General features: G+C 66.6%; 13 protein-coding genes. All 13 read left to right on the forward strand.

Going from position 1 to position 19,510, the window contains the following annotated elements; all coding sequences use genetic code 11:
- Positions 1-54: 54 nt before the first annotated feature.
- Complete coding sequence (locus ON22_RS12680; RefSeq protein ID WP_033246145.1) at positions 55-4,056, forward strand: non-ribosomal peptide synthetase; 4,002 nt, start codon at positions 55-57, stop codon at positions 4,054-4,056.
- A complete protein-coding gene (locus tag ON22_RS12685; RefSeq protein ID WP_051157561.1) occupies positions 4,053-5,885 on the forward strand; it encodes an IucA/IucC family protein in 1,833 nt (610 codons plus the stop codon). Before ON22_RS12680 ends, ON22_RS12685 begins: the two co-directional genes overlap by 4 nt.
- The gene (locus ON22_RS12690; RefSeq protein ID WP_051157562.1) at positions 5,882-8,230 is read left to right on the forward strand and encodes a penicillin acylase family protein; all 2,349 of its coding nucleotides are present in this window, start codon (positions 5,882-5,884) and stop codon (positions 8,228-8,230) included. Before ON22_RS12685 ends, ON22_RS12690 begins: the two co-directional genes overlap by 4 nt.
- Positions 8,227-9,699 (forward strand): condensation domain-containing protein, encoded by a 1,473-nt coding sequence (locus ON22_RS12695; protein ID WP_033246144.1) that lies wholly within the window; start codon positions 8,227-8,229, stop codon positions 9,697-9,699. The genes ON22_RS12690 and ON22_RS12695 overlap by 4 nt, the downstream gene beginning before the upstream one ends.
- Before the next feature lie 92 nt (positions 9,700-9,791).
- Positions 9,792-11,333 carry a pyridoxal phosphate-dependent decarboxylase family protein gene (locus tag ON22_RS12700; RefSeq protein WP_051157563.1) on the forward strand — a complete coding sequence of 514 codons (1,542 nt, stop codon included), beginning with the start codon at positions 9,792-9,794 and terminating at the stop codon, positions 11,331-11,333.
- Positions 11,326-12,639, forward strand: a complete 1,314-nt coding sequence (locus ON22_RS12705) for a lysine N(6)-hydroxylase/L-ornithine N(5)-oxygenase family protein (protein WP_033246143.1) — start codon at positions 11,326-11,328, stop codon at positions 12,637-12,639. The genes ON22_RS12700 and ON22_RS12705 overlap by 8 nt, the downstream gene beginning before the upstream one ends.
- 158 nt (positions 12,640-12,797) lie before the next feature.
- Positions 12,798-13,046, forward strand: coding sequence for an acyl carrier protein (locus tag ON22_RS12710; protein ID WP_033246142.1), 249 nt, complete (start codon positions 12,798-12,800; stop codon positions 13,044-13,046).
- Positions 13,043-14,206, forward strand: a complete 1,164-nt coding sequence (locus ON22_RS12715; RefSeq protein WP_033246141.1) for an acyl-CoA dehydrogenase family protein — start codon at positions 13,043-13,045, stop codon at positions 14,204-14,206. Before ON22_RS12710 ends, ON22_RS12715 begins: the two co-directional genes overlap by 4 nt.
- Positions 14,203-15,459, forward strand: a complete 1,257-nt coding sequence (locus tag ON22_RS12720; RefSeq protein ID WP_033246140.1) for a wax ester/triacylglycerol synthase domain-containing protein — start codon at positions 14,203-14,205, stop codon at positions 15,457-15,459. The genes ON22_RS12715 and ON22_RS12720 overlap by 4 nt, the downstream gene beginning before the upstream one ends.
- Positions 15,460-15,504: 45 nt before the next feature.
- A complete protein-coding gene (locus ON22_RS12725; RefSeq protein WP_033246139.1) occupies positions 15,505-17,142 on the forward strand; it encodes a long-chain-fatty-acid--CoA ligase in 1,638 nt (545 codons plus the stop codon).
- Between the two features lie 106 nt (positions 17,143-17,248).
- Entirely contained in the window at positions 17,249-17,731 is a 483-nt protein-coding gene (locus ON22_RS12730; RefSeq protein WP_033246138.1) for an MTB12 C-terminal domain-containing protein, read from the forward strand.
- A 109-nt stretch (positions 17,732-17,840) separates the two neighbouring features.
- Complete coding sequence (locus ON22_RS12735) at positions 17,841-18,578, forward strand: ABC transporter ATP-binding protein (protein WP_033246137.1); 738 nt, start codon at positions 17,841-17,843, stop codon at positions 18,576-18,578.
- Complete coding sequence (locus tag ON22_RS12740; protein WP_033246136.1) at positions 18,578-19,366, forward strand: ABC transporter permease; 789 nt, start codon at positions 18,578-18,580, stop codon at positions 19,364-19,366. Before ON22_RS12735 ends, ON22_RS12740 begins: the two co-directional genes overlap by 1 nt.
- Positions 19,367-19,510 lie beyond the last annotated feature (144 nt).

Consider the following 19,510-nt stretch of genomic DNA (forward strand, 5'->3'; position numbering starts at 1 on the left):
AATTTCTTAGGGTATGCTAACTCCGCAGTATCGTGATCTTCGAGAGGCGTCCTCATGGTGGTTGCTCGTCCAGAGGCGGGTACGGATATCGATATCCGGGGAGAAGTGGGAGCGATCCTGGGTATTTCACCGGAGTCCCTCGAACCGGATACCGACCTGGTCACGCAGGGTTTGGACTCGCTGCGCATGATGCGCCTGGCCGGCCGGTGGCGTAAGCGGGGAATGGATATCGACTTCGCGCGGCTCGCCACGGCGCCGACGATCGGCGCGTGGTCGCGGCTTCTGCGGCCCGGCGACACCGCGGAGCCGCTCGGTTCCACCCACGATGCCGCTCCCGCCATCGATATCGAGCAGCCCTTCCCCTTGGCGCCCATGCAGCACGCGTATTGGATAGGTCGCTCCCCGAGCCTTACCTACGGTGGTGTGGCCGCCCACCTCTACGTGGAGTTCGATGGCCGCGAGCTCGATCCCGAACGGTTCGGGACAGCCGTGGCAGCTCTGGTGGCGCGTCATCCGATGCTGCGGCTGCGGGTGCTGCCCGACGGCCGGCAGATCATCGGGCAGCACACGAATGTCTTTTCGGTACACGACCTGTCGTCGGAAGCTCCGCAGGCCGCCGCCGAGATCCTGGAACGCCGCCGCGACGAGGGTACTCATCGCGCGCTACCGATCGAGGACGGCGAGGTGCTCCGCATCGAACTGACCCGGCTCCCCGGTGGCACTTCGCGGGTGCACCTGGACGTGGACATGATTGCCGCCGATGCCATGAGTTACCGGGTGCTCGTCGACGATCTGGCCCGCCTCTACCGGGGCGAGGAGCTACCCGAACTGGGCGTGACCTTCCCGGAGCTGTCGGCGCAACGCGCATCGCGAACCGCCCGCGCCGAGGATATCGCCTGGTGGCAGCAGAAGATCGCCGATCTGCCGGGCCCTCCGGAGCTACCGGTGAATGCGGAGCGGACAGGGCGGGATGCCGCCACCGTGCGGTTACATCACGTTATCGACGCCGGTGACCGTCGCCGGCTGGAGGAACACGCGCATCGCCGCGGCGTGACACCCGCAGCCGCGGTGGCGGCCGTTTTCGCGGAGGCCGTCGGCGCGTACTCGGGAACCCCGCGTTTCCTGCTGACCGTGCCGCTGTTCGACCGGGACATGGCGCACGCCGATGTCGACAAGGTGGTCGGCGACTTCACGTCGTCGCTCGTGGTCGATGCCGACCTGCGTACTCCAGCGACCCTGTCCGAGCGGGCCGGACAGATGCGTGCCGCGATGCACGACGCCGCAGCGCACGGCAGTTTCGGCGGTCTGGATGTTTTGCGCGAACTCAGCCGCCGGCGCGGCGAACCCGTGGTGTCGCCGGTGGTTTTCACCAGTGCGCTGGGCCTCGGTGAGCTCTTCTCACAGGCTGTCACCGACGTGCTCGGTGAGCCGTCCTGGATCGTCTCTCAAGGCCCGCAAGTGCTGCTGGACGCGCAGATCACCGAGGTCTCGGGCGGACTGCTGCTGAACTGGGACGTGCGCGCTTCCGATCTCGAACTGCGGACCGCGCGGGCGATGTTCGACTACTACGTGCGCCTACTGGATCTGCTGATCGCGGGGGAGTGGGACGGCCCCGCACCCGATCCGGTATCGGAGGAGGTTCGGGCGCAACGGCGGGCGACCGAGCACCCACTACCCGCGACCGGGGTTTTCGACGGGACTCTGCACGGGCATTTCCTGGCCGCGGCCCCTCACCGCGCGAATACCCCCGCCATCATCACCGGCACCCGGACGTGGACGCACGGGGAAGCCGCTGCCGAGGCTCGGCGTATTGCGGGCGCCCTGCACGCTGTGGGAGTGCGGTCGGGCCACACCGTGATCGTCGACCTACCGAAGAGCGGTGAACAAATCCTTGCGGCGCTCGGTGTGCTGACCGCGGGTGCCACCTATGTGCCGATGGCGCCCACCCAGCCGCAGGTACGCAGAGAACGGATCGCCGCGGTCGCGTCCCCCGCCGCCGTACTCACCGATCTACCGGGGCGCTGGGCGGATTCGCAGCATCCGGTTGTCGACCTGGCGGTCGCTCGTACCGCCACGGCTGCCGAACCGGTGCCGGTCTCACCGGAGGCGCTCGCCTACATCCTGTTCACCTCGGGTTCGACCGGACAACCCAAGGGCGTCGAGGTACCCCATCGCGCCGCGGTCGCCACTCTCACCGACCTGACCGGGCGATACGGTCTCGGTCCCGAAGACCGCAGCCTGCTGGTCTCGTCGCTGGAGTTCGATCTCTCCGTCTTCGATATCTTCGGTTTGCTCGCCGTCGGCGGTGCCGTGGTCGTCCCCGGCGCCGACGAGGACACCAAGGTCGACGAATGGTCCCGGCTGCTGCGTGACGGCGCGGTCACCGTGCTCAACTGTGTGCCGTCGATCCTGGGCATGCTGCTGGACCTGGCGCCGCTGCCCGAGTCGCTGCGGGCGATCATCATGGGCGGCGACAAGGTCGCCGTCTCCCTGCTCGACCGGGTCGCGCGGCACCTGCCGGGCTGCCGTGTCGCCGGTCTCGGTGGCACCACCGAGACCGCGATCCACTCGACTGTCTGCGAAGCGCGCGATATGCCCGTGGGCGCGGCCTTCGTACCGTACGGAGTCCCGCTGGGCGGCGTGCGTTGCCGGTCGGTCGATCCGACCGGGCGGGACCGGCCCGATCTGGTCCCCGGCGAGTTGTGGATCGGCGGTGCAGGTGTGGCCGCCGGTTACCGGGGTGACCCGGAGCGCACCGCCGACCGATTCGTCGAATACGACGGCGTCCGTTGGTATCGCACCGGAGATATGGTGCGCTACCTGCCCGGCGGCTTCCTCGACTTCCTCGGCCGGGCCGACCATATGGTCAAGATCCGCGGTTATCGAGTCGAGCTCGGCGAGGTCGAGGCCGGCCTGCTGACCCTGGATGCGGTCACCGCCGCGGTCGCCTGGTCCGACGGAAACGAACTGCTCGCGGCGGTGACCGCCACAACTCCGGACGGCCCGGCGATCCGCAAGGCACTCACCGAGGTGCTGCCGCCCCATCTGATTCCGCGGACCGTCACCGTGCTCGAGGAGCTACCGCTGACCTCGAACGGCAAATACGATCGCGCCGCCATCGGCACACTGGTCACGGCTGCCGACCGGGTGGGATCCGTCGCTGCCCGCACCCCTGTGGAGACCGCGCTGGTCACTGTGCTCGGCGAACTGCTGAGTACCCGCCCGATCGGCGTCACCGACGATTTCATCGCTCTCGGCGGAGATTCCGTGCTGGCCACCTCGTTCGTCGCGCAGGTACGCCAGTGGCTGGACGTGCCGCGCCTGACGGTGTCCGATATCTTCCGGCGTCGCACCCTGGCCGCGCTGGCCGAACGACTCGTCGAATTGGAAGGTGCGCGGACCGCGCAGGTCGCCGAGATCTTTCTCGCAGTGGCGCAACTATCCGACGAGCAGGTCCGGGCCGAGGTCGGTAACGGTGCTACGACCTATCATTTCCAGTCCCGCAGAATCGATGTGGATCGCGATCTGGAATCCGTGCACCGATGGCTCGGCCACCCCAAATCCCACTATTGGGACATGCTGAACAGCTCGCTCGCCGATGTGGAGAAGCTGATCCGCGACGCCGGCGCCGACCCGGATCCGCGCTTCGGCATGCGCATCGGGTACTTCGAGGGGGAACGCCAGTTCCTCTTCGAGTTGTACAACCCGCTGACCAGTGATCTGGCCCGGCCCGGCACCGGTTACGTGTACGAAACCGGTGATATCGGCATGCATCTGCTGGTGTCCAGCAGCGAGCGGCGACTGCCCGGTTTCACCGGTGCGGTCATGTTGCACATCATGCGCACCGCCTTCTTCGAAGCCGGTGCCCGTCGTGTGGTGGTCGAACCGGATGTGCGCAACGCCGATGTGCAGCGGCTCAATGCCGCCGTCGGCTTCCGGGTCGCCGGTGATTTCCCGGTACCCGGCAAAACGGCCCGGCTCAGCTACTGCACCCGTGAGGATTTCGCCAGGGCGACCGATAACGGCCGCACCCTGGCCGGAGAGGTCGAGTCGTGAGTATCGATATCCGGGGTGCCACCGAGGTACCCGCACCTGCCTGCTCGTACCGGCAGGTGTACAACACCCGGCTCGCCAGGAAGATACTGGCCGAGTTCTGTCATGAACGTCTAGTGCGGCCCACCGAACTGTCTCCGGGCCGATACGTGGTCCATTCCGACGATCGCGAAACCGAATACCGGTTTCGCGCCGAGATCCTGTCCCTCGACAGCTGGTGTATCGACGCGGCGTCGCTGCGGCGGGTCCGTAAGGGCGAGGAACTGCGTATCGACGCGATCGACCTGATCGTCGATATGAGCGGCAGCCTCGGCATCCCGGTCGACGCGCTACCGGAATACCTCGAGGAGTTCACCAACACCGCCTCGATCAGTATGGATCGGCCCGATACACGCCGGATCCCGGCGGCAGAACTGGCGGTCGCCGATTTCCAGACCATCGAGAAGACGATGACCGAGGGACACCCGTGCCTCGTCGCCAACGCGGGTCGGCTCGGCTTCAGTGCCGACGATATCGAGCGGTACGCACCGGAATCGGGCGGTCGGTTCGCGCTGGAATGGGTCGCCGTGCTGCGTGTGAACACCGATTTCGCCGCGATGTCGGGTACCGAGTACGACACCCTGATCCGCGACGAACTCGGTGCGGACACCCTCGCTCGGTTCGATCGCGTGCTCACCGGGCGGGGGCTCGACCCGGCGTCCTACTACTACATGCCGGTACATCCCTGGCAGTGGGCGGAGAAAATCGCCCGGATATACGCGGTCGATATCGCGGAAGGCCGGATCGTGCCGGTGGGCGCGGGACCGGATCGGTACCAGCCGCAGCAGTCCATCCGGACCGTGTTCAACGTATCGGTTCCGACGCGCCACTACGTGAAAACGGCGCTGTCGATCGTCAATATGGGCTTCACCCGCGGGATGTCTGCCGACTACATGCGCACCACCCCGCTGATCAACGATTGGGTCCGCAGCCGGGTGCACGGCGACCCGTACCTGGCCTCGATCGGGTTCGAGATGATCTACGAGGTCGCCGCGATCGGCTATCGCAACACCACGCTCACCGCGATCACCCGGCCGGGTTCGGAGTACCGGAAACTGCTGAGCGCGCTATGGCGGGAAAGCCCGGTTTCCCGGGTCGCCGAACACGAGCAGCTGACCACCATGGCCGCCCTGTTACATATCGACCACAACGGTATTCCCCTGGCCGGAGAGTTCATTCAGAAATCGGGTCTCGCCGCGCAGGAGTGGCTGGCCCGGTATCTGCGGGCTTATCTGCACCCGATCATCTATCTCCTCTATCGCTACGAGTTCAAGTTCTCCCCACACGGCGAGAACCTGATCCTCGTACTCGACGGCGGGGCACCGGTACGCGCTGTCCTCAAGGACATCGGTGAAGAGATCTGCATATTCGATGCTCCCGACGATATTCCGGAGAGCTGTCGTCGTGCGGTCACCGAGGAAGCCGACGAGATCCGCAATCTGGGTGTGCTCTCGGATGTATTCGACGATTTCCTGCGTCACTTCGCATTGCTGCTGCACGAGAGCGGGCTACTCACCGACGGCGAGTTCTGGGCGACCGTCGCGCACAGCGTCGCCGAATTCCAGGCCCGGCATCCGGATCTGGCCGATCGCTTCGATCAATGGGATCTGTTCGCACCCACCTTCCCGGCCATTCATATGAATCGCCTGCAACTGTCGAACAACCGGCGCATGGTGAATCTCGGCGACTCGTATTCGACACTGGTGGACAACGAGCATGCGCTGGTGAACCCCATCGCGGGGCACCGGGGCGCGGTCACGACGACCTCCGGTGCGGAGGTGCATGCCGCGTGAGCACCGCAGACAACGGCAGGCCCGCTCTGGAAATCATCCGGGACCCGCGGGGTATCCCGCATATCACCGCGGATTCGGCGGAGGCCGCACTGTTCGGCCAGGGACATGCGTGCGGTATCGACCGTGCCTGGCAGATCGAATTCCTGCGGCTGCGCGCCGAAGGACGCACCGCCGAGGTTTTCGGTGCCGACACCGTCGAATGGGACGCGTTTGCCCGGCGCTCCGGAATGGATCGTGCCGCCCGCCGGATCTACCAGGCCTCCTCGGCGCGCACCCGCTCCCTTCTCGCGGCCTATGCCGATGGCGTCAACAGCACTCTCGATGCGGCCGATACCCCGGAATTGACCGAACTCGCACACCGGCCGGCGCCCTGGCAGCCGTGGACACCGATCGCGGTATTCCTCATGCACCACATCCTGTTCGGTCGTTTTCTCACCAAGCTGTGGCGATTGCATGCGGTGCGGGCACTCGGCCGCGACGCGTTGACCTTGTTCGATTGCGAGGGCGTGGATCCGGCCGGAGATACTGTGCCCGATTATCCGGACGACGCGTTTATCACCGAACTGCTGGCGAATTTCCCCGCCGGGTCCGAGCGGAGTGCCTCGGCGACACGGTCGTTCGGTGACGCCTTGTCCGGTAGCAATGCCTGGGGCGTCGCCGGTGCCCGCACCGCGACCGGTGCACCGGTGATCGCAGGCGACCCGCACAGGTTCCTGGAACTGCCCGGTATCTACCAGCAGTTCCATCTGGCGGCACCGGAATTCGATATCGTCGGCTTCGCCTTCGCCGGGGTACCCGGCACGCCGCATTTCGCCCACGCGGGCACCGTGGCCTGGGGCATCACCAACGGGATGGCCGACTACCAGGACCTCTACATCGAACGCCTCACCCGGTCCGGGAGCTGCGTGCTCGCGGATACCGCCACCGGCCGCCGCCCGGCCGAGACCAGAACCGAGCGGATTCTCGTGCGTGACGGCGACCCGGTCGAGATCGAGACCATCACCACGGGGAACGGCGCGGTCGTATTCGGCGGTCCGGACGCGTCGTTCGCGGTGAGCCTGCGCACCCCCATGCTGACCGATTCCGGAATGACCTTCGACGCCGCACTGGACGTGCTGTTCGCCGCCAACACCGCCGATGTGGAACGAGCCCTCACCCAGTGGGTCGAACCCGTCAACCGGATCGTCATCGCCGACGCCGCCGGGCGGCTCACCCACCACGTCACCGGAAAGTTCCCCCGGCGGGCCCCGGAGAACTACTGGCTGCCGGTGCCCGGCTGGGACGAGCGCTACGAGTGGCACGGGTACGTCACCGAGTCGGTACGCGACGAGCAGTTCGATGCCCTCGTGCCCGGCTATTCGGTGATCGCCAACCAGCGCATCCCGGAGACGATTCCGCTGCAGCCCACCACCACCGAGGCCGTGCCGCCTCATCGAGCCGACCGCATCGATGCTCTGCTCGCGGATGCACCGGCCATGACGGTGGCCGATTGCGAACGCGTCCATGCCGATGTGCACAACGGTGCGGCCGACGCACTCTCGAGCCTGCTCCCGCCGCTGACCGGGCTGAGTGCGGGTGCCGACCGGCTACGTGGACGGCTGCTGAAATGGGACCGCGGGATGCATGCCGCCAGTACCGATGCGTATCTGTTCGCCGAAGTGCGAGCTCATCTGGTCCGGGCGATCGCCGCCGACCCCGCGCTGTCCGGGCTCGCCGCGCCGCACGGTTTCGGCGCCACCTTCACCCCGTGGTTCGTGGCACAGACCAGGATCGCGGCCGCACTGGAATCGGTGATCGCCGGTGCCGCGGCGCTGGGTGTGGATATCACCCGGCTGGTCACCGGGGCACTCGACGCGGTCGCGGAAGCTGCCGACGCCGAAGCGCAGCTTCCGACCTGGGGAAGTGTGCATGTACTCGCTCCGATCCACGGATGGGACCTGGTCGGCGCAACAGCGAAGCACCCCGAGGTCGCACGGCAGCTCCGCCCGCAACCGCAACCGCTGGGCGGGGATGCCGAGTGCGTCATGGCCAATGGCAGTGCGGTGGGCTTCTCGCACGCGTGCGGCGTCGGATCGGCCGCTCGCTATGCGTGGGACCTGGCCGACCGTGACGCGAGCCGGTGGATCGTGCCGCTGGGCGTGAGCGGCGATCCACGTTCCCCCTGGTTCGAGGATCAGGCGCCGCTCTGGGCACAGGGCGAGCTGATCGACATCGTCAGCGACTGGACGACGCTGCGGGAAACCGCGGTCCGGCGCGACGAATTCACCCGGACCGCCGGGACGTTGCGGCTCGCATACGCAGTGCCCGCAACAGCCGAGAAGTCTCCGAAGCAGGAAGAAGTATGACGAACCTACTGACCGACGCACGACTGGAAGTCCTGCGACGGCGCCTGGCTGTCGCGGGAGCCGGTGCCGGCCCGGCGGCGGCTCCTGCGACAGCCGAGACGGTTTCCACCGGCGGTCTCGCCGTCGCCGAACGCCGGATGTGGAAGATCTACCAGCTCGACCCGGACTCGATATCCCACAATATCGGCCTGATCCTGGACTTCACCGGCTCCCATACGATCGGCTCGGTGATCGCCGCGTTCGAGGTCATGGTGCGCAATGCGGCGGTGCTCAGCTCGGTGATCGTCACCGGGGCGGCGGGCGATCCGCGCCGGGAGGCCATCGAGCACACCGGCCGCTGGGGCGAGCCCGGCGTCGTCTGGGAATGGGGCACCCTGCCGGCGCACGCCGCACTGACAGTTACCGGCACACCGATCGGCCGCGAGCAGATCCGGGCGGCGGCCGAGGCATTGGCGCAGGCACCGTTCGACCTGACCCGGGAGCCGCCGTTACGTGCGCGAATCTTCGCGGATGCCGGCGGTGCGGTCACGGTGGCGCTGGTCGTTCATCACCTGGCTGTGGACGACACCTCCTGGCCCTTGCTGCTGGGGACGCTGGTCTCCGGTTCCTGGCCCGCCGTCACCGACCGGCCCGCCCGTCCTGCGACGGTCGTGAGCCCCGAGGGAATCGATCGGGCACTGCGGCACGCCCAGGACACCTGGGCGGCCGCCGGCGTCCGGTACCCGCTGTCGGGTGAATTGCCCGGTGACAGCGCCGAGCAAAGCTGGCTCGCTCCGCTCGTCGAGGCCCCCGGTATCCGCCTCGGAACACCGATCGAGCCCGCCGGCATCGAGGCGTTGAACGGTGTCGCCCGCGAAGTCGGTGCCACCCTCAACGCACTTCTCATCGGAGTATGCGCCGTGAGCGTGTACGCACTCACCGGCGCCGCCGACCACGTCCTGCTGGTGCCCGCCGACAACCGTGATCCCGATGACGGCCCCGACCGGGTCGGCTACAGCGGCAATATCGTCCCGATGCGCTTCCGCTTCGACCCGGCGGCGAGCGTACGTGATTCATTGCGCGCGGCGGTTTCGGTGGTGTACCGGGCGATGGAGTTCGCCACTGTCGACTACGGCACCGTGCTCACCGCCCTGCGCAGCGCGGGTGGGCGCTTCCCCGTTGCCGAGATCATGGCGTCCGTGCGGAACGCGCCACTGCGCGGCATCCCGGTATCGGATCGCGGCCCGGTGAACTACGAATCCGTATTCCACGGCGTCGGCAACTATCCGCTGACGCTGGCCTTCGAACGCGGCGCCGACGAACGCGTCCACCTGGAGCTCGATTACCAGCCCGATGCGGTCGGCGCCGATCTCGCCCGCAGTGCGGGCGCTGTCGTGTCCGCGGTCGTCGCGGCCGTTCCACGTGCGTTGGACCGCCCCCTGAACGAACTCGTTCGGACCGTCCGCGAATCCACACCCATAACCACCTAGATCACGCAGTCGAAAACTGCTTCGCCGCGCCGCGTGGGGACGGACGGGAGACGAACGCAGTCGCTATCCATATCCGAGTCGATGGGCTACCCGTGTCAGAGAAAATCGCATTCCCACGAAGACAGAGATCCAAGTTCGCCACGCCGGGAGAGGGGTGGACGGCAATCGGCCACGGCCTCGCGCAATTGGCCGGCCCGGTCGAATCCCGGCATCACGGCGCACCGCTGCCCTGGGGAGATCCGGCCGCCGTGCTCCACGCCGTAGCCGAGCAGTTGGGCCCGGAGCAGGTTCCGGACCACGGGGCGGGGGAGGACGCGGCGCTGAACCGGGTGGCCGAATTGATCGCCGCCTACGGCCTGGACCTCACCCACCGGCATGCGGCGGCACACCTGCAGCCACCCTCGCTACGAGTGGCGGTGATCGCCGACGCGCTGGCCAGTGCCACCAATGCATCGCTGGATACCTATGATTCGGGACCGGCAACATTGGCCATCGAGAAATGGACCATCGGCGCACTCGCCGGGCTGGCCGGTTTCACCGAACGATCCGGTGGCGTCTTCGGCCCGGGCGGCTCCTACTCGAATCTGCTCGCGCTGCTGATCGCTCGCGACTACAGCGCCGCCCGGCTCGGCATCGATACCCGCAGCAACGGCGTGAGCGGCCTGCCACGCCCGGTGGTGCTGTGTTCGCAGATCGCGCATTTCTCCGTCCACCGCGCGTGCGCGGCACTCGGTCTCGGAGAGACCGCAGCGATCGGCGTTCCGGTCGATTCCGCACACCGGATGATCCCGGAGGCCCTCGACGATCTGCTCACCGAACTCGCCGACAGCCACACCCCGGTAGCGATCGTGGCCACGGCAGGCACCACGGACTTCGGTTCCGTCGACCCGCTGCCCGAGATCGCTCGCATCGCGGCGCGCCACGACGTCTGGATGCACGTCGATGCCGCGTACGGGTTCGGCACACTGTTCTCCGATAAGCTCGGCGGTCTGCTCACCGGCCTCGAACGGGCCGACTCCGTGACACTGGACCTGCACAAGGTCGGCTGGCAGCCCGCGGCCGCGAGCGTGCTGCTGCTGGCCGATCAGCAGCGATTCTCCTCGCTGAACCGGTCGGTGGCCTACCTCAACCCGGACGACGATATCGAGGCCGGCTTCGGCGGCCTGCTCGGCCAGACCTTGCAGACCACTCGCCGCCCCGATGTACTCAAGGTCCTGGCCACCTTTCTCGCGTACGGCCGCACCGGATTGGGTGAGATGCTCGACACCTGCCACGATCTCGCCCGCCATGCCGAGCGCCGTATCGTGACCGAACCGCAGCTCGAGCTCGTCGCCCCCGTCACCATGACCACGGTCGTGTTCCGCTACCGATGCGAGGATCTCGACCTCGACCAGGTGAACGGGGAACTGCGCCGCCGCCTGATCAGCTCCGGCAAGGCGCTCATCGGCCGGACCCAGGTTTGCGTCGACGGCGAGGGCGAGCCCCGGACCTGCGTGAAGCTCACCCTGCTCAACCCGGAAACCACCGAGCAGGATATCGATGCCCTGTTCGACGAACTGCTGCGTATCGGGCTGGAAGTGGAGACCGAAGGTCTGCGTCGCGATCACGACGAGATGGTGAAGATCCATGACTGATATCCGGAAAGTCGACGTACTGGGTATCGGCTGCGGGCCGTTCAACCTGTCGTTGGCGGCCATGGCCTCGACGATCGACGGCCTCGATGTCCTCGTGGTGGACTCCGCCGAGGAATTCCGCTGGCATCCCGGCCTTCTGTTCGACGAGGCGAAACTGCAGGTCAGTTTCCTGTCCGATCTGGTCTCCCTGGTCGACCCGACGCACCCGCTGTCGTTCCTGGCCTATCTGGCCGACGTCGACCGCCTGTACCCGTTCCTGGTGCGGGAGGACTGGTTCCCGACCCGGCGCGAGTACGAGGCCTACCTGCTGTGGGCAGCCGGGAAGCTGGACTCACTGCGGTTCGGCACCACTGTGGACGCGGTGCACTGGGACGGTGACCGTGGGCACTTCGAGGTGTCGCTGTCCGGCCGCGGCACCACCTCGATGCTGTACGCGGCGCATGTGGTGGTCGGCGTGGGTACCGAACCGTCCATCCCGCAGGTGCTTTCGACCGGCTCCGCCGCGCTGGTCCACAGCGCAGACTATCTGTACCACCGCGATATCGCCCATCGCGCGGAGGCCGTCACCGTGATCGGCTCCGGCCAGTCCGGCGCCGAGATCGTTATCGACCTGCTGGAAGAGAATCTTCGCGGCGGTCCGGCTGTGCGCTGGTGGACCCGCACCCCGTGGTTCGCGCCGCTGGACTTCACCAAGCTGTCCTTGGAAATGACCACACCGGCGTACATGGACTACTTCCACGGTCTGCCGGAGGCCACCCGCGACCGAGTGCGGGCCGGGCACTGGCAGTTCCACAAGGGCATCTCCACCGATACCTTGGAACGCCTGCACGATCTGCTCTACCGACGTCAGTTGCTGGAGAAGCCACAGCCGGTGGAGTTGCGCAACGGTGTCACGGTCGAGGGACTCGATACGCTGCCCGACGGCCGCCTCCGAGTCCGGGGCGAGCACCGGGACACCGGAACGAAGATCGCACACACCACCGACCTGGTGATCGCCGCCACCGGTTACCGGCCCCGCCGGACCGACTTCCTCGGACCCGTGGAAGAGCACCTGCGGCGTGATTCGCGCGGCCGTCTGGTGATCGAGAGCAACCATGCGGTGAGCGCCGGCGACGCGCTGCGGGGCCGGCTGTTCGTGGCCAATGCCGACGAACACAGTCACGGTGTCTCCGCGCCGAACCTGGATATCGGTGCCGTGCGCAACGCCAAGATCCTCAACACCGTGACCGGGCGCGAGATCTATCGCATTCCGCGGAATACCGCGTTCACCAGCTTCGGGGTCACCGGCGAGGAGGTTTCCGAATAGTGGGCCGGCACCTTTTGCCAGGTATGCGCTGCCCAGTGCGTCCGTTTGCCGAGCCCGTTCGCCGCACGCTCTCCACCAGTGATGTCCCTCCGTCCGACCGGAGGAACACCGTCGGCCCCGGGGCCGACGGATCCGAATATTTTGCGAGGAGTTTCTAGATGTCCGACCGAATTCGCGACGTACTGCACAGCATTCTGGAAGAAGATCTCGACCTGTCGCTCACCGACCTCGACCGGGAGTCACTTCTGGTGGAGGATCTCGGCATCGATTCGGTCGCCTTCGCCATCGGCGTCGTGGCCATCGAAGAGCGCCTGGGCGTCAAGCTCACCGAACGGGAGATGGCCGAGGCGGCATCGGTCGGTGATCTGGAGGACCTGATCCGCGCCAAATCCGGCGCCGCCGCATGACAGTCGCCGCGCCCGCCGACTCGTACTCAGATCTGCTCGCCCGGGCCTTCGACGACCGGGTGGTCCGGTGGACCGAACAGGCCGAACAGGACAACCGGTTCCCGCGGGTCCTGCTCGAGCATCTCGGTGCCGAAGGCGTTTTCGCGCGGAAATGGAACGACCGCAAGGCCACCGACCTCGGCGACCATTTCGCGCTGGCCCGCGAGCTGGGCGCGCTCGGCTCGGCGGCCATCGGCGTCGGAGTCAGCCTGCACGATTCGGCGATCGCCGTGCTGCGCCGCTTCGGGCGCACCGATTTCCTGCGGCAACTCGCCGAGCAGGCGATCGCGGTCGACACAGTGCTGTGCATCGGGGCGTCCGAGGAATCGGGCGGCTCGGATCTGCAGAACGCCCGGACCCGGATCGAGCCGGAGCGCGGCGGCTACCGGATCGTCGGTCACAAGAAGTTCGTTTCGCTCTCGCCGATTGCCGACTACATGCTCGTCGTCGGGCGTAGCGTCGGCGACGAACCGGCCACCGATTCGGGCAATGTCGCGCTGGCCGTGGTGCCGGTATCGCAGGTGCAGGTCGGCGAGCCGTACCGGAAGCTCGGTGCCGGCCCGCTGGATACCGCCCCGGTGAGCATCGACACCTGGATCCCGGAGGACGCGCTCATCGCCCGTCCCGGCACGGGTTTGGCGGTGATCAGCTGGGGCCTGGCCCACGAACGCTACTCGGTGGCCGGGCAGATCGCCGCGTCCTGCGAGCGCATGCTCGGCGTAACCCTGGCCCGGATGTACGACCGCGCCCAGTTCGGCAAGCGCCTCTACGACCATCAGGCGCTGCGACTCCGCGTCGCCGACCTGCAGTCGCGGGTCGATACCCTGCGCCACGCATTGGCCGGCGTCGCCGCCGAGGGCCGGATCAATCTGCGGACGGCCGCTTCGCTCAAAGTCACCGCGGCCAATCTCGGCGAAGAAGTGGCCTCGGAGTGCCTGCACATCTGGGGTGGTATCGGCTATCTCGATACCGGTCTCCCGCTGAACCGCTGGTTCCGGGATATGAAACTGGCGCGCGTCGGTGGCGGTACCGACGAGGTGCTGTGGGAGTTGGTGGCCGCGGCCATGAAGCCCGACACGGACGGCTACCGGGCATTACTCGCGAAAGTGGATACGCAATGACAGACGCCTCGGTAACGACGCTGACCCCCTCGGATCACACATACCTGCACTTGGACACCGAGAGCAGCCCGATGCACTGGGCGATGCTGCTCGAACTGTCCGCCGACGGCACCCACCTGCCGATCGGCGAGGTGCGGGAACGGGTGCGCGAGCGTAGTGAACTGTTCGAACTGTTCCGGCTCGGCATCGACCGCGGGCGCTGGCGCCGACCCCGCGAAGTCGTGGCCCAGAAGGTCGAGGTGGACAGCCATCTCGCGGCCGCCGAATACACCGATGCGGCAGAGTTGAGCAAAGAGGTCACCGCACTGCTCGAGGCGCCGCTGCCCCGTCCGCAACCGATGTGGCACATCACGCTGTTCACCCCGGCCGGCGCCGGTCCCCAATACTTCCTGCTGCGCGTGCACCATGCGGTATCCGACGGTATCGCCGGCGCCGCGTTCGCCGCGCTGCTGGCCGACGGTACGGCCGAGGAACTAGCCGAGTTCGAACGGTTCGCGACGAGCCCACGATTCCGGACGCCCGATATCGAGCCGGAGGTCATGAAGGAGGCAAAAGCCGCCTTCGCCGCACAGCATGCCGCCGGAAAGACGGGCCGCAACTGGCCGAAACTCACCACATCCGGCCGCCGCGAATACGCGGTGTACAGTGCCTCCACCCGCGACCTGCGCCGCACCGCCAAAGCACACGGCGCCTCGGTGCACGAGTTCCTGCTCGCGTCCGTCGGCCGCGCGCTCAGCCTCGCCCCGCCCGGTGCGGTACCCGCCGAAGTCATCCGGGTGACCCTGCCGGTGACCAACGATCCGGAGTTCCGGCACACCGGTAACGCCGTGATCGTCACACCGTTCAATCTGGCCGGTAACGAATCCGATCTCGACCGGCAGCTCGAGCGATGCAAAACGGAACTGGCCGTCATCGAGAAGCGCCGCCCCGAACTGACTTCCGCCGCGCCCGCGATCGAACCCGGGCTGCCCTGGGCGCTGCGGCGGGTGATCGGTAGCGCGGCCATGAAACATATGAGTCCCGATATCCATATCGGTATCAACCCCGGATTCTCCAGGGCGCGTTCCGTACTCGGAAAACAGATCACCGAACTGACTGCGCTGTCGCCGCTGGCCGGTTACTCGTTCTCGGTGACGTCGCTGATCCTGCGCAAGCGGACATCATTCGGCATTGTCATCGACCCCGCGGCCCTGCCGCCGGGGTACGCCGACACCTTCGTCGAGCACTTCGACCGGGTCCTCGGCGAGGCGTAGGACGCCACGGCCGGAAGTATCCCGGCAGGCAGAAATGGAACTCCAATGAGCAGAATCACCCAGTTGCTTTTCGACGAACCGGTTTCCGAAGTCAAAGGTTTGTGGAGCGGGCCCGACACATCGGAGCTGACCTTCCGATCGTGGGATCGGTTGCGGGCCACGGCCCGCCGGGTCGCCGCCGGATTGGCCGAGGCGGGTGTGAGGCCGGGTGATTCCGTCGCGATCCTCGCGGGCGCGGCCGACGATGTCATCGTTGCGGTACAGGCGATCTGGATGCGTGGCGCGGTATTCACCATGCTGCACCAGCCCACACCGCGCATGAATCTCGAGACCTGGCTGACGGATACGCGTTCCGTGGTCGGTATGCTGGGCGCCCGGGTGGTCGTACTGAGCGAGCCGTTCACCGAGGCGGTGCGAGCTCTCGACCTCGGTGCACCGGTTGCCGTCATCGATGAACTGGCCGAATGCACGGAGACGATCGCGCATGTGCCGACCGCCGAAGACGATACCGCCATCCTGCAGCTGACCTCCGGCACCACCGGTGTACCGAAGGCAGTGGCGATCTCCTACCGGAACCTGCATCAGAATCAGGTCGCCATGGTCGACCGGACGGGCTTCACCGCCGACTGGGTAGGCGTCAGCTGGTTGCCGCTCTACCACGATATGGGAATGATCGGCCTGCTCATGACCCCGCTGCTCGCGCAGGCGACGGCGGTGGTGGTTCCGCCGCTCGCGTTCCTGAAGAATCCGCTGTGCTGGGCGGAGTTGATCAGCCGATTCGAGGGAAACTACACCGCAGCACCGAATTTCGCCTATTCGCTGCTGGCCCGGCGGCTGTGCCGGGCGCCCGACGGCGCCTATGACCTGTCCTGTATGCAGGTTGCAGTCAACGGCGCGGAGATCGTCGACGAATCGACCCTACGGGAATTCCTCGATGCGGCAGCGCGTTTCGGGTTCCGACCGGAGGCCCTGACGCCGGCCTACGGGATGGCCGAGACCACCCTTGCCACCTCGTTCACCGCTGCGGACGCGCGTTATTCGGTGGATACCATCGAACCCGGACGCGCCGAAAGTGCGGGCGTGGTCGAGCGTGATCCGGCCGGTGCATCGCGAACTCTGATGCGGCTGGGAACACCGGTCGCCGGGATCGAACTGAAGGTCGTCGACGGTTCCGGGGCGGCGCTACCGGCCGACCGGATCGGCGAAATACTGGTCCGCGGAGACGCGGTGACCCGGCGGTATCTCCTGCCCGATGGTTACGTATCGGCGGTGGATGGCGAAGGCTGGCTCGCCACCGGTGATCTGGGATATATCACCGATACCGGTGAGACCGTCGTGACCGGCCGCAAAAAGGACATCATCATTGTCTCCGGCCGCAATATCGCGCCTACCACGGTCGAGCGCGCAGCGGCCGGAATCGACGGTGTGCGCGCCGGCAGTGTGGCGGCATTGGCCGTGCGTCTGCCCGGTATGGCCCGCGAGGGTATCGCCGTGATCGCCGAATCCGATCTCGCCGAGGATGCCGAGCAGAGTGAGCGGATTCGTAAGGAAGTGGCGCGAGCGGTATTCGACGATATCGGTATCGCTCCGGCAGTCGTCACGATCGTGCACAAAGGTGCACTGCCCAAGACTCCGTCGGGGAAGTTACGCCGTTCGTCGGCTGCGAGTCTCATTTCGTCTTGATCGAAGAGCAGTGAAAGTTAGGATTGACTTGCCTAACTTTTGCGGCCTATTGTTGGACCGCCCGGAGGCCCGGGTTTGTTGGTTGTTTGGCTCGAAGGGACCGCCCATGCCGAAATTCATCAGGATCGTTTCCGCCTTAGTCTTCGCCGCTCTGCTCGGCCTGGGCCTGGCCCAGCCCGCCGCGGCCGATGTGTCGATTCGCGACGGGAAGGTCGGCGATCTCTACATTCGCGACGAGGTCCCGAACCTCGGCCAGCTCGAGCGGCAGTTCGCTGCCTTCTGGAATCCGAACATCGGCGTCGAACCCAAGCTCGAGGTCAGCTACAACGGCCCGCAGGCGCGTGGCGCGCTCGAACAGGTCATGGCGAACAGCCAGACCATGGATTTCTTCTCGATCCAGGGCCGTGCCGTCGGCGATATCAACATCTCGGGCAACACGATGTCGGTGGTTGTCGAGGGCGTGATGGCGGGCTTCCCGGCCACCTCCATCAACTACCGCTTCATTCGTGAAGGCGGTCTGTGGAAGTACGACTGGAAGGCGATCTGCGCCGAAATGCAGTGCGCCGGTGACCCGGACTTCGGGTACTGACAGCCGCAGAGATTTCCGGAACGACTCCCCGTCGACGCCACGGCCGAACGGGGAGTCGTTCTGCGTATATATCCATTCACCAGTCACTCAGTCGTTCAGGAATATATCGATGATCAGTATTCGCGGCGTATCCAAACGCTTCGGAGATATCGTCGCCGTAGACGATGTCAGCTTCGAGGCCGAACCGGGCTCGATCACCTATCTGCTCGGGCCCAACGGCGCCGGCAAAACCACCGTTATGCGGATGATCGCCGGCCTCACCCGGCCCACCGGCGGAACCCTCACCATCAACGGTAAAGGCCTACTGGAATTCCGGGACACCCTCCGCGAAATCGGGTTCGGCCTCGGCGCGTTCACCCGCAACCCCCAGCACACGGCCACGCAGCACCTCCTATGGCAGGCCCGCCTGGGCGGACTGCCGGCGGCCGCCGCCGGCCGGGCGCTGGAACGGGTCGGGCTGGAAAAGGTCGCGAAGCGTCCGGTCGGCAAATTCTCCTACGGCATGCTGCAGCGGCTCGGGATCGCCGCGGCGCTCCTGGGCGATCCGCGAACCCTGGTGCTGGACGAACCGGCCAACGGGCTCGACGTCGAAGGCACGTTATGGCTCCGCGAACTCGTCACCGGGCTCGCCGCCGAGGGGAAATGCCTGCTGGTGGCCTCACACAACCTCACCGAAGTCGAGATCACCGGCAACCGGATCATCATCATGGGCAAGGGCAAGGTGCTGTCCGACACGAGCAAAGACGAGTTGGTTGCCCGCGGCTCCGGTCCACGACCACTGGAGTCCGCCTACCTCGGGATCACCGCGAACAGCGTCGAATACACCACCGGCGGAGGTGAAGGCTGATGCTCGCCCGCTATCTGATCCGCTCGGTCCACAGCGAACTCGCGAAGCTGTCATGGCGCAACCCCCTGTGGTACACCGTCGTCCCGCTCGCGATCCTGATCCCGGTGGCGCTCAACTTCGGAATCGCCAAGGCCTCCCAGGCCGAAGCCATCAACGGTTACGGCGGAATGGAGACCAGCAACGCCACCTACTGGGTGCTGATCTTCTCGACCTTCATCCTCATGTCGGGCGCGGTGTCCTCCCTCAGTAACGAATTCAAGGACAAGACCGTCGAGACCGTCGCCGGAATCCAGGCGCGCCGCTGGCTGCTGCCCGTCGCGAAGTTGGTCGTGTTCGGTGTGCTCTCCGGCGTGGTCGCCGGTGCGACCACGTTCCTTCTGCTGGGCGGCTTCCCGCACCTGTTCCCGGACGTATGGGGTGACGTCGACGCCTTCTCCGGTGCCGGTATCCGCCTGCTGATCTGCGTGCCGGTCTTCACCCTGCTGGTCTGCGCTCTCGGCCTGGGCCTGGCCGCACTGCTGCCGAAACCGGGCCTGGTGGTGATGATCGTGCTGCTGTGGAAGTTCGGCATCGAGGTCTTCGTCACCTTCGTCAACAACGATTTCGGGCGGATGCTGCAACGGTTGTCGCCGTTCAAGAACGGCGAACTCGGCGTCGGCCAGCTCTCCACCATCGAGAGCTACTTCGGCGGCCCGAACGGCTCACTGCTGTACTTCGCGGTCCCGTGCCTGGTCGTCTTCGTGCTGGGAACTGTGCGCCTGTCCACGGGGGATATGAAGAGCGACTGATCGACGCGGGGGAGTGGCCCCGTGGGTCAGCGGCGTTCCGCGGCATGCCGGAAGCCGCGGAACGCCACCGGACCGAACACGACGACCCAGTCCGATCGTCCACAGCACCGTGCCGGCCAGTGGCGCTGCCACCGGACCGCCTTC

Source organism: Nocardia carnea NBRC 14403 (assembly GCF_000308515.1).
GTDB classification, from domain to species: domain Bacteria; phylum Actinomycetota; class Actinomycetes; order Mycobacteriales; family Mycobacteriaceae; genus Nocardia; species Nocardia carnea.